The sequence below is a fragment of the Sphingobium sp. genome (genome assembly GCF_003248505.1).
Classification (GTDB): Bacteria; Pseudomonadota; Alphaproteobacteria; order Sphingomonadales; family Sphingomonadaceae; genus Sphingobium.
Genome location: NZ_QFOA01000042.1, coordinates 16526 through 27669, shown reverse-complemented (window position 1 = coordinate 27669; position 11144 = coordinate 16526). Strand labels below are relative to the sequence as shown.

General features: G+C 64.5%; 11 protein-coding genes. All 11 read left to right on the top strand.

Annotated features, from left to right (window positions below):
- Positions 1 to 68 precede the first annotated feature (68 nt).
- The 11 genes from rpsB (at position 69) to fabZ (ending at position 11057) form a co-directional block, all read left to right on the top strand.
- The gene (gene rpsB / locus DI606_RS13100) at positions 69 to 827 is read left to right on the top strand and encodes a 30S ribosomal protein S2 (protein ID WP_293983716.1); all 759 of its coding nucleotides are present in this window, start codon (positions 69 to 71) and stop codon (positions 825 to 827) included.
- 97 nt (positions 828 to 924) lie between these two features.
- Positions 925 to 1851 carry a translation elongation factor Ts gene (gene tsf / locus DI606_RS13095; RefSeq protein WP_293983714.1) on the top strand — a complete coding sequence of 309 codons (927 nt, stop codon included), beginning with the start codon at positions 925 to 927 and terminating at the stop codon, positions 1849 to 1851.
- Between the two features lie 114 nt (positions 1852 to 1965).
- A complete protein-coding gene (gene pyrH / locus DI606_RS13090) occupies positions 1966 to 2691 on the top strand; it encodes a UMP kinase (RefSeq protein ID WP_293983712.1) in 726 nt (241 codons plus the stop codon).
- A gap of 6 nt (positions 2692 to 2697) precedes the next feature.
- Positions 2698 to 3255, top strand: coding sequence for a ribosome recycling factor (gene frr, locus DI606_RS13085; protein WP_293983710.1), 558 nt, complete (start codon positions 2698 to 2700; stop codon positions 3253 to 3255).
- A 43-nt stretch (positions 3256 to 3298) separates the two neighbouring features.
- Positions 3299 to 4039 carry an isoprenyl transferase gene (locus tag DI606_RS13080; protein ID WP_293983708.1) on the top strand — a complete coding sequence of 247 codons (741 nt, stop codon included), beginning with the start codon at positions 3299 to 3301 and terminating at the stop codon, positions 4037 to 4039.
- 4 nt (positions 4040 to 4043) lie between these two features.
- Complete coding sequence (locus DI606_RS13075; RefSeq protein ID WP_293983706.1) at positions 4044 to 4823, top strand: phosphatidate cytidylyltransferase; 780 nt, start codon at positions 4044 to 4046, stop codon at positions 4821 to 4823.
- Positions 4820 to 5977: a 1-deoxy-D-xylulose-5-phosphate reductoisomerase gene (locus tag DI606_RS13070; protein WP_293983704.1), complete on the top strand. Its 1158-nt coding sequence runs from the start codon at positions 4820 to 4822 to the stop codon at positions 5975 to 5977. Before DI606_RS13075 ends, DI606_RS13070 begins: the two co-directional genes overlap by 4 nt.
- A complete protein-coding gene (gene rseP, locus DI606_RS13065; protein ID WP_293983702.1) occupies positions 5974 to 7107 on the top strand; it encodes an RIP metalloprotease RseP in 1134 nt (377 codons plus the stop codon). The genes DI606_RS13070 and rseP overlap by 4 nt, the downstream gene beginning before the upstream one ends.
- Positions 7108 to 7208: 101 nt before the next feature.
- The gene (gene bamA, locus DI606_RS13060) at positions 7209 to 9911 is read left to right on the top strand and encodes an outer membrane protein assembly factor BamA (protein WP_293983700.1); all 2703 of its coding nucleotides are present in this window, start codon (positions 7209 to 7211) and stop codon (positions 9909 to 9911) included.
- Positions 9911 to 10576 (top strand): OmpH family outer membrane protein, encoded by a 666-nt coding sequence (locus DI606_RS13055; RefSeq protein WP_293983698.1) that lies wholly within the window; start codon positions 9911 to 9913, stop codon positions 10574 to 10576. The genes bamA and DI606_RS13055 overlap by 1 nt, the downstream gene beginning before the upstream one ends.
- A gap of 4 nt (positions 10577 to 10580) precedes the next feature.
- On the top strand, positions 10581 to 11057 hold the full coding sequence (gene fabZ, locus DI606_RS13050) for a 3-hydroxyacyl-ACP dehydratase FabZ (protein WP_293983696.1): 477 nt from the start codon (positions 10581 to 10583) through the stop codon (positions 11055 to 11057).
- Positions 11058 to 11144: the final 87 nt, after the last annotated feature.

Below are 11144 nucleotides of genomic sequence, written 5' to 3'. Positions count from 1 at the left end.
GATGCCGTCTTTGAGGCGTGTCCTTCGGTTCCCGATTCCCAGAGGTAGCAACCGGAAGGAGAAAGACCATGGCGGCACCTGTCGTCAGCATGCACCAATTGATCGAGGCTGGCGCCCACTTCGGCCACCAGACCCACCGCTGGAACCCGCGCATGAAGCCGTATATCTTCGGCGAGCGCAATGGCATCCATATCCTTGACCTGTCGCAGACCGTGCCGCTCTTCGGTCGCGCGCTCGACTTCGTGTCGGGTACCGTCGCCGCCGGCGGCAAGGTGCTGTTCGTGGGCACCAAGCGTCAGGCGCAGGACCCCATCGCCGAAGCCGCCCGCAAGTCGGGCCAGCACTTCGTCAACCATCGCTGGCTGGGCGGCATGCTCACCAACTGGAAGACCATTTCGGGCTCGATCAAGCGCCTGAAGACCCTTGAGGAAAAGCTGTCGGGCGACACCCACGGCTTCACCAAGAAGGAAGTGCTTCAGATGACGCGCGAGCGCGAGAAGCTGGAACTGTCCCTGGGCGGCATCCGCGACATGAACGGCATCCCCGATGTCATGTTCGTGATCGACGCCAACAAGGAAGAACTGGCGATCAAGGAAGCCAACACGCTCGGCATCCCGGTCGTCGCCATTCTCGATTCGAACGTGTCGCCCGACGGTATCGCTTTCCCGGTCCCGGCGAACGATGACGCCAGCCGTGCGATCCGCCTCTATTGCGAAGCCATCGCCGCCGCAGCCACCAAGGGCAATCGCGGTGCGCAGCAGGCTTCCGGTGTCGATCTGGGCGCGCTGGACGAGCCCGAAGCCGAAGCGGTCGCCGCCGAAGCCTGATCGGGCGTCGCGCAACTGCAAGATTGGCAGGGTAGGGCGCGCTCTTCGGAGACGCGCCCTACCGCATATTTGAACACATCAACTTAGGAGCCGAAACATGGCCGAGATTACCGCTGCCGCCGTCAAGGAACTGCGCGACCGTTCGGGCGCGGGCATGATGGATTGCAAGAAGGCGCTTACCGAAGCCAATGGCGACATCGAAGCCGCGACCGACTGGCTGCGCGCCAAGGGCCTGGCCGCTGCGCAGAAGAAGTCGAGCCGCACCGCCGCCGAAGGTCTGGTGGGCGTCGCCGTCGCGGGCACCAAGGGTGTTGCCGTCGAAGTGAACAGCGAAACCGACTTCGTCGCCAAGAACGACCAGTTCCAGGACTTCGTGCGCACCGTGGCGCAGATCGCGCTCGAAACCGGCGCGGCCGATGCCGATGCGCTTTCGAACGCTGGCTACCCCGCTGGCGGCACCGTCAATGAAAAGCTGGTGTCGAACATCGCGACCATCGGCGAAAACCAGACGATCCGCCGCGTCGGCCATGTCGAAGTCAGCCAGGGCGTCGTCGTCCCCTACGTCCACAACGCCGCAGCGCCGGGCCTCGGCAAGATCGGCGTGCTCGTCGCGCTGGAAGGCGATGCGCCTGCCGACGTGCTGGAGCCGCTGGGCAAGCAGATCGCGATGCACATCGCCGCCGCATTCCCGCTGGCGCTGTCGGCGGCCGATATCGACCCCGCGCTGCTGGAGCGTGAGCGCGCCATCGCCGCCGAAAAGGCTGCCGAATCGGGCAAGCCGGCCGAGATCGTCGCCAAGATGGTCGACGGCGCGGTCGCCAAGTTCGCCAAGGAGCAGGCGCTGCTGTCGCAGCTGTTCGTGATGGACAACAAGACCCCCGTCGCCGACGTGGTCGCCAAGGCGGCGAAGGATGCGGGCAAGTCGATCGCCCTGAAGAGCTATGTGCGCTTCCAGCTGGGCGAAGGCATCGAGAAGGAAGTCAGCGATTTCGCGGCGGAAGTCGCGGCAGCCGCCGGCGTCTGATCCCTTTCTTTTCCCTCTCGTTTCAGCACGGAGGGAAAAGCCGCTTCACAGAATGGCGCGCGCTGCTAAGGTGCGCGCCATTTCCTTGCCCGAACAGATGGATCACGCCCGCCTATGACACGGCCCGCCTTCAAGCGCATTCTCCTCAAATTATCCGGCGAAGTGCTGATGGGGCAGGGGCAGTTCGGCATTGAGCCGGAAACCGTGAACCGTGTCGCGGGCGAGATCGCGGCGGCGAAGGATGCCGGCTTCGAACTGTGCGTCGTCGTCGGCGGCGGCAACATCTTCCGGGGACTTGCCGGGGCGGCGAAGGGCTTCGACCGGGCGAGCGCCGACTATATGGGGATGCTGGCGACAGTCATGAACGCGCTGGCGGTGCAGAACGCGCTCGAAAAGCGCGGCTATGATACGCGCGTCCAATCGGCGATCCCGATGGCAAGCGTGTGCGAACCCTATATCCGTCGCAAGGCCGAACGGCATATGGAAAAGGGCCGGATCGTCATCTTCGCGGCGGGCACCGGCAGCCCCTTTTTCACGACCGACACGACCGCCGCGCTGCGGGCCGCGGAAATGAACTGCGACGCGCTGTTCAAAGGCACCAGCGTCGATGGCATCTACAATGCCGACCCCAAGAAGCAGCCGGACGCGGTCCGCTACGATCAGATCGGCTTCGACCAGGTACTGAACGACAATCTCAAGGTCATGGACGCCAGCGCCATCGCGCTGTGCCGTGAGAATAATATTCCCATCGTCGTCTTCAACATCCGCGAGACGGGCAACCTTGCCAAGGTGCTCGCCGGGGATGGCGTGGCGACCATCGTGCAAAATCAGGAGCGTTGAAACCCGATGCCGCAATATAACAAGGCTGACCTCGAACGCCGCATGGCAGGGGCGATCGAAGCGCTGAAGGGCGACCTGACCGGCCTTCGCACCGGGCGGGCCAATGTGCAGTTGCTCGATCCGGTCATGGTGACGGTCTATGGCGCGAACATGCCGCTCAATCAGGTCGCGACGGTGTCCGCCCCCGAACCGCGCATGTTGTCGGTCCAGGTGTGGGACAAGACCAATGTGGGGCCGGTCGACAAGGCGATCCGGTCGGCGGGTCTTGGACTGAACCCCATCGTCGACGGGCAGACGCTGCGTCTGCCGATCCCGGACCTGACCGAGGAACGGCGCAAGGAACTGGCCAAGCTCGCCAGCAAATACGCCGAAGGCGCGCGTGTCGCCGTCCGCAACGTCCGTCGCGACGGCATGGACAGTCTCAAGACCGACGAGAAGAAGGGCGAAATCAGCGAGGATGAGCGCAAGCGCCTGGAAATCGAAGTCCAGAAGCTGACCGACAGCACCATTGCCGATATCGATGCGGCTGCGTCCTCCAAGGAGAAGGAAATCCTCGGTCAATAAACCGGGGCTTTTCTTTCGCGGCCAAAACACGCATGTCCTTCTGATGGCCAGCCAAGCCAAGCCCGATCTGACCAGCGCCGCGCCAGCCCATGGCGCGCGCCACGTCGCCATCATCATGGACGGCAACGGGCGCTGGGCCAAGAAGCGGCTGCTGCCGCGCATCGCCGGACATCGCGCGGGCGTGGAAGCGGTGCGCCGGGTGGCACGCGCGGCGCGGGAACTGGGCCTCGAATGCCTGACGCTTTACGCCTTTTCGTCGGAGAACTGGAAGCGACCGGCGAGCGAGGTGTCGGACCTTATGGGGTTGTTGCGGCATTTCATCCAGTCCGACCTCGACGAATTTCACGCCAACGGCGTGCGGCTGCGCATCATCGGCGATTATGCGGCGCTCGATCCCGCGCTGGTGGACCTTATCGAAGGGGCGATGGCGCGCACGGCGGGGAACACCGGCCCGGTGATCGCCATCGCGCTCAATTACGGAGCGCAGGATGAGATGGTGCGCGCGGTGCGCGGCCTGGCCCAGCGTGCGGCGCGGGGAGAGGTCGATCCTGCCGCTATCGGCGTGGAAGCGATCGATGCGGCGCTTTATACCGCCGACCTGCCGCCGCTCGACCTGCTCATCCGCACGTCGGGCGAGCAGCGGTTGAGCAATTTCCTTCTGTGGCAGGCGGCCTATGCCGAACTCTATTTTACCGACATGCTCTGGCCCGATTTCGATGCCAAGGCGCTGTCGCGCGCGCTCGACGCTTTTCGCCTGAGGGACCGCCGTTTCGGCGGCCTGTGAGCGGATGACCAGCGAATTGCGAACCCGATCCGTCGTCGGCATGGCCTTGGTCGCGGTGGCGCTGGGCGCTTTGCTGGCGGGCGGGATCATCTTCTGGACGCTGCTGGTCGTGGCGGGCGTGTTGATGCAGGGCGAGTGGGGCGATCTGACGGGCGCCGACATGCAGCAGCGCAAGGCGGCGATGTTCGCTGTGTCGATCCCGCTGGCGCTGCTATGCCCGCTGGCCGCCGGGATCGACTGGCCCGTGCTGATCGCAGGGGCGGGGGCGTTCTTTTTCGTCGCTTTCACCAGCCGCAACATCAAGCTGGCGCTGGGCATCCCCTATGTCTGCGTGCCGGTGGTGGCGCTCATGTTCCTGCGGGGGCAGGCGCCCTACGCCTACGGTCTGTTGCTCGCCTTCTGGGCGCTGGGGCTGGTGTGGGCGACCGATATCGGAGCCTATTTCGCCGGACGATCCATCGGCGGACCGAAGCTCGCGCCACGGGTCAGCCCGTCCAAGACCTGGGCTGGTCTGGCTGGCGGCGTGCTGGCGGCGCTGGTGCTCGGTTTCCTGCTGCAACGGTTTGCGGGCCTGCCCATCCAGCTTGCGGCAGCCAGCGGCGTGCTGGCGGTCGCGGCTCAACTGGGCGACCTGCTCGAAAGCGCGATGAAGCGGCGGGCGGGGGTGAAGGACAGCGGAATGTTGCTGCCCGGTCATGGCGGCGTGATGGATCGGCTGGACGGCGTCGTTGCCGCAGCACCGCTCGCGGCCCTTTTCTATATTTTGTCGGTGCAATTCCAATGAAGCGCGTTTCCGTCTTCGGGGCCACCGGATCGGTCGGCCAGTCCACGCTCGACCTCGTGCAGCGTCAACCCGATGCCTATCGTGTCGTGGCGTTGACGGCGAACAGCGATGTGGACAGCTTGGCAAGCATCGCGCGCGCCAGCGGTGCGCAGGTCGCAGTGATCGGGCAGGCGCATCTCTATGGCGCGCTGCGGGATGCGTTGGCAGGTTCGGGGGTCGAGGCGGCGGCGGGTGAGGATGCGCTGGTCGATGCCGCAAGGCTGGACGCGGACTGGACGATGGCGGCGATCGTCGGCTGTGCGGGGCTGAAACCTACCATGGCCGCTCTGGAATCGGGCGCGACGGTGGCTCTTGCCAACAAGGAGTCGCTGGTGTCTGCGGGCGGCCTCATGATGGACGCCGTGCAGGCGTCAGGCACGACGCTCCTGCCGGTCGATAGTGAGCATAACGCGATTTTTCAGTGCCTTGCCGGCAGTTCCTACGATAATGTCGGAAGAATTATCCTGACGGCCAGCGGCGGCCCCTTTCGCACGCGCGGCCGCGCCGAAATGCGGGATATCACGCCTGCCCAGGCGGTGGCGCACCCCAACTGGTCGATGGGTGCGAAGATCAGCGTCGACAGCGCGACGATGATGAACAAGGGGCTGGAACTGATCGAGGCGGCCCACCTCTTCCCGGTTGGCCTCGACCGGATCGAAATACTTGTTCACCCGCAGTCGGTGATCCATTCGATGGTCGAATATCGCGATTGTTCCACGCTGGCGCAGCTTGGGTCGCCCGATATGCGCATTCCCATCGCCCATGCTCTCGCCTGGCCGGACCGGATCGCGACGCCCTGCCAGAAACTGGACCTTGCGACGATCGGCAGGCTCGACTTCGAAGCACCTGATTTAGATCGGTTTCCGGCGCTACGGCTCGCCCGCGCGGCAGCGGCACAAGGGGGCGCGGCGCCCGCGATCCTCAACGCTGCCAACGAAGTTGCGGTGGCCGCGTTTCTGGCGGGGCGTGTCGGCTTCCTTGATATTGCCATGATTGTGGAGGATGTGTTGGCCCGGTATAGCGCGCCGACGCCCGGTTCCATCGACGATGTGCTGGCGGCGGACGCAGAGGCCCGCGCCCATGCGGCCCATGTGATGGAAAGATTGACGGCTTGATCCATAGTCCCGGTTTCCTTCTGACCGTCCTTGCCTTCGTCGCGGTCATCGGCCCGCTCGTCTTCGTGCATGAGCTGGGCCATTATCTCGTCGGCCGCTGGTGCGGGGTGAAGGCGGAGGCTTTCTCCATCGGTTTCGGGCCGGAACTGTTCGCATGGGTGGATGGGCGTGGCACACGCTGGCGGGTCGCGGCGCTGCCGCTGGGCGGCTATGTCCGCTTCAAGGGCGACATGAACGCGGCGAGCATGACCGATCCCGCCTGGCTCGAATTGCCAGCGAAAGAGCGGGCGGAAAGCTTTCCGGGCAAGCCGCTGTGGCAACGCGCGGCGATCGTGGCGGCGGGACCGGCGATCAATTTCCTCTTTGCCATTCTGATCCTGGCCGCTTTCGCCTTCATTCACGGCGAAAGCCGCACGCCTGCGGTCGCGGGGCAGGTCCAGCCGGGCAGCGCGGCGGCGGCGGCGGGCATCGTGGCGGGCGACCGCATCGTCTCGCTCGGTGGGCGGACGATGGACACGTTCGACGACATCCGCCTCTACGCGCAGATCCGCCCCGGCGAACCGGTCGAGATGGTGATCGAGCGCGGCGGGCAGCGTATCGTGCGGCAGGGCCGGATCGGCAGCGTCACCGAGGACGACGGCCTGGGCAACAGCTTCGCGGTCGGGCGGCTGGGGCTGGCCCCCGGCAAACCTGTGATCGAGCCGGTCCCGATCTGGCGCGCGCCCGTCGTCGCGGTGCAGCGCACGGGCGAAATTGTGCGCACCATGGTGGAAACATTGGGGCAGATCGTCGGCGGGGGCCGATCGGTCAAGGAACTGGGCGGCCCGCTCAAGATCGCACAGGTTTCGGGTCAGGCCGCGACCATGGGGCTGGAAAGCTTCATCTTCTTCGTGGCGCTCATCTCGATTAACTTGGGGTTCATCAATCTGTTGCCAATTCCCATGCTGGATGGGGGTCACCTGCTCTTCTACGGGATCGAAGCGGTGCGGCGGCGGCCGGTCAGCCCGGCGGCGCAGGAATGGGCCTACCGGTCGGGTCTGGCGGTGCTGATGGCGATGATGCTGCTCGTCACCTTCAACGATTTGTCGTCTTTCGGTCTTTGGAAGAGCCTGACCGGCTTGATCGGCTGACGCGCTTGAGGCAGGGAAGCGCCGGTCGGCGGCGTCTGTTGCGACAGACATATTTATCTGGGTCGTTTAGGAATCTTTTCAAGGTGGAGCGGGTGAGAGCGATGAACAGCAGCATGAGGCAGCGCCCGGTCCTGGCCGCCCTTCTGGCGACCACGATGATCGCCGGCATGCCCGCGATGGCGCAGACCGGTGCGGCACCCGCCGCGACGCCAGCGTCACCCGCAGCGCCCGTCGCCACCGGCGCCGCTGCGCCCGAGGGCACGATCTCGTCCATCACGGTCGTCGGCACGCAGCGGCTGGAGCCGGACACGGTGCTGTCCTACACCAAGCTGCGGCAGGGCCAGTCGTTCAGCCAGGAAAGCCTCGATCAGGCGCTGCGCGACCTGTACGAAACCGAATTGTTCGCGGACGTCCAGATTCGGAACGACAAAGGCGCCATCACCCTTCAGGTGAAGGAGAACCCGGTCATCAACCGCATCGTGCTGGAAGGCAACAAGCGGTTGAAGGAAGACAAGATCCGGCCCGAGATCAAGCTGGCCCCGCGCCAGATCTATACCCGGTCCAAGGTGCGCGCGGACGTGGCCCGCATCATCGAGCTTTATCGCCGCCAGGGCCGCTTTGCCGCGACGATCGAGCCCAAGATGGTGCAGCTCGACCAGAACCGCGTCGACATCGTGTTCGAGATCAGCGAAGGTCCCAAGTCCAAGGTCCGCCAGATCAACATCATCGGCAACGAGAAGTTCAAGGACGGCGAACTGCGCAGTCAGATGGTGACGAAGCAGTCCCGCTGGTTCCGCATCTTTTCCTCGGGCACCAGCTACGATCCCGACCGCCTGGCCTATGACCAGCAGAAGCTGCGGCAATTCTACCTGACCGAAGGCTATGCCGATTTCCGCGTGATCTCCGCCGTGGCGGAACTGACGCCCGACAAGCAGGACTTCATCATCACCTATGTCGTCGAGGAAGGCGACCGCTACAAATTCGGCGACGTGAAGGTCGAATCGGACATTCGCGACCTGTCGGGCGATGCGCTTACCAAGACGCTGACGATGAAGAAGGGCGACTGGTACAATGCCAAGAAGGTCGAGGACACGGTCGACACGCTGAGCGAGACGGCGGGCCTGTTCGGCTATGCCTTTGCGGACGTGTCGCCGGACTTTAACCGGAACAAGGAAGACCTGACGATGGGGATTAATTTCCGCATCGGCAACGCGCCCCGCGTCTATGTCGAGCGGGTCGACATCAACGGCAACACGCTGACGCAGGACAAGGTCGTGCGCCGCGAATTCCGCCTGGCCGAAGGCGACGCGTTCAACAGCTTCCTCGTCAAGCGTTCGAAGGACCGCATCAATTCGCTCGGTTTCTTCCAGGAAAAGCTGGACGTCGAGCAGAAGCCTGGCTCCGCGCCGGACCGTATCGTGCTTGAAACAAACGTGCAGGAAAAGTCGACCGGCGAATTGTCGCTGTCGGCGGGCTATTCCTCGCTCGAACGTTTCATCGTTTCCGCATCGGTCACGCAGCGCAATTTCCGCGGCAAGGGTCAGGAACTGCGCACGTCGGTCAATTATTCCGCCTATTCCAAGTCGATCGAACTGGGCTTTACCGAGCCCTATTTCATGGACAAGAATATCGCGCTGGGCGGCGACATCTATCGCCGCGACCTCAACAGCTTCCGGTTCCTCGGCAACAGCCTCAACGACCGCAGCACCACCTACAAGCAGCAGACCACCGGGTTCCAGCTGCGCGCAGGCGTGCCGATCACCGAGTTTATCTCGCTGGCGCTGCGGTATAGCCTGAACTTCGACGATGTGACGCTGGCCAAGGACGTTTATTACACCGACCGGAACGGCGACGGCATCCTCGGCAACAGCCCGAACGATAGCTGCGATTCGCTGCGGGCGGGCCGCTATCTGTGCGATGCGATCGGCAAGCGCACCACGTCGAGCGTCGGCTATTCGCTGATCTACGACGCGCGCGACAACCGGATCCGTCCGACGCGCGGCCAGCAGGTCGTGCTGAGCCAGGATTTCGCGGGTCTGGGCGGCAGCGTCAAATATGTGCGCACGCGCATCAATGCCGGCAAATATTTCGCGCTGGGCGGCGGGTTCGTCTTCTCGCTGACGGGCGAGGGCGGCTATATGCACTCGCTCGAAGGGCAGCGCGTCGATCAGGACGGCTTCCCGACTGAGCGCATCCGTCTCGTCGACCGCTTCTTCCTGGGTGAGCCGCAGATTCGCGGCTTCAATATCCGCGGCGTTGGCCCACGCGTGAAGCGCTTCTTCCTCCAGGCGACGACCGACGCGAACGGCAACACCACCGGCTACGAGCGGGTGAACGGTCGCCAGAATGTGCAGGACGACGCGCTGGGCGGGCGGATCTATTACATGACCCGCGCGGAACTGGAGCTGCCGCTGGGTTCGGGTGCGCGCGAAATGGGCCTGCGTCCGTCGATCTATGTCGACGCAGGTGCGGTCGCGGGCCTCAAGAACCCGGTCCTCATCAACGGCAACGGCAGCTTTGCGGGCTATTGTGACCCCGGCACTGGCGCACCGACCGGTTCGGCCCGCCAGAATGCCGGTGGCACGGCGCGCAATCCCGTCTGTGCGCCCAACTACACGTTCGCCGGCGGCAATTTCGAGGAAGAATATCTCGGCGACACGCTCAAGCCACGTGTGTCGGTGGGCTTTGGCGTCAACTGGAACTCGCCCTTCGGCCCGTTCCGCATCGACATCGCCAAGGCCCTGCTGAAGGAACCAGGGGACGATACCAAGCTCATCACCTTTAACGTAGGGACTCAATTCTGATGAAGATGATTGTAAAGGCCGCCGCTCTGGCGCTGGCGCCCATGACTGCCATCGCGCTGACTGCCGTGCCGGCCGCTGCCCAGACCAAGTCGGGCATCGCCGTCGTCGATCTGGAGGAAGCCGTCGCCCGCAGCGCCGCCTTCACGACCGCGATGACCCAGATGCAGACGACCTACAAGCCGCAGCTGGACCAGATCAACACGCGCCGCGCCGCAATCGAGGCGGATCTCAAGGCCAAGAACGACGCGCTTCAGGCGGCCTACAAAGCTGCGGGCAACAAGCCCACGCCCGCAATCGAAACCCAGTATCAGCAGCTTCAGCAGGCGCAGCAGAATGGCCAGGCCGAACTTCAGCGCCTCAGCCAGCCGGTCGCGGTCGCCCGCGCCTATGTCGAGGAGCAGATCGTCGGCAAGCTGGACGACGCGCTGAAGGCGGCGACCGCCAAGACCAAGTCGGAAGTCGTGTTCAAGAAGGCTGCGACCGAAAGCTTCGGTGCCAGCGCGGACATCACCAACGCGGTGATCACCGAACTTAACGCCCTGGTCCCCAGCGTGGGCATCACCCCGCCCGCAGGCTGGCAGCCGGGCCGTCAAGGTCAGGCCGCCGGTGCCGCTCCGGCAGCGACCGCGCCCGCGACCCCGGGGCAGGCACCCAAGTCGCGTTGATCGCATGAGTGACGAGGTTGAAACGACCGCGCGTGGCCCGATGGATATCCGTCGGGTCATGGCCGCGCTGCCGCACCGTTACCCGATGCTACTGATCGACCGCGTGGTATCGCTGGTGCCCAACCAGTCGATCCACGCGATCAAGGCGGTGTCGGTGAACGAGCCCTTTTTCCAGGGCCATTTCCCCACTCGCCCGATCATGCCCGGCGTGCTGATCGTCGAGGCGATGGCGCAGGCGGCAGGTGTGCTGGCGGTGGAATCGATGAACCTCGCCGAAGCGGGCAAGCTCGTCTATTTCATGAGCATCGACGGCGCGAAGTTCCGTTCGCCCGTCGAACCGGGCTGCCTGCTCGACCTGCATGTGGAAGTGACGCAGAATCGCGGCGCGATCTGCAAGTTCAGCGGCAAGGCGATGATGAACGGCAAGATTGCATCGGAAGCGCAATTCGTCGCCATGATCACCGATCCGCCCAAGGACTGACCGTACCGGCCATCACCATGCTTGCGTTGACGCGCCGAACAGGCTAACGGCGCGCCTTCGCCCATTTTGACGCATCCGGCCGGTCGG

Bases quoted from the DNA above. Each gene is read 5' to 3' on its own strand.
- DI606_RS13075 (WP_293983706.1), top strand. From the start codon at position 4,044: ATGACCAGCGAATTGCGAACCCGATCCGTCGTCGGCATGGCCTTGGTC.
- bamA (WP_293983700.1), top strand. From the start codon at position 7,209: ATGAACAGCAGCATGAGGCAGCGCCCGGTCCTGGCCGCCCTTCTGGCG.
- pyrH (WP_293983712.1), top strand. From the start codon at position 1,966: ATGACACGGCCCGCCTTCAAGCGCATTCTCCTCAAATTATCCGGCGAA.
- rpsB (WP_293983716.1), top strand. From the start codon at position 69: ATGGCGGCACCTGTCGTCAGCATGCACCAATTGATCGAGGCTGGCGCC.
- DI606_RS13070 (WP_293983704.1), top strand. From the start codon at position 4,820: ATGAAGCGCGTTTCCGTCTTCGGGGCCACCGGATCGGTCGGCCAGTCC.
- DI606_RS13055 (WP_293983698.1), top strand. From the start codon at position 9,911: ATGAAGATGATTGTAAAGGCCGCCGCTCTGGCGCTGGCGCCCATGACT.
- tsf (WP_293983714.1), top strand. From the start codon at position 925: ATGGCCGAGATTACCGCTGCCGCCGTCAAGGAACTGCGCGACCGTTCG.
- fabZ (WP_293983696.1), top strand. From the start codon at position 10,581: ATGAGTGACGAGGTTGAAACGACCGCGCGTGGCCCGATGGATATCCGT.
- DI606_RS13080 (WP_293983708.1), top strand. From the start codon at position 3,299: ATGGCCAGCCAAGCCAAGCCCGATCTGACCAGCGCCGCGCCAGCCCAT.
- frr (WP_293983710.1), top strand. From the start codon at position 2,698: ATGCCGCAATATAACAAGGCTGACCTCGAACGCCGCATGGCAGGGGCG.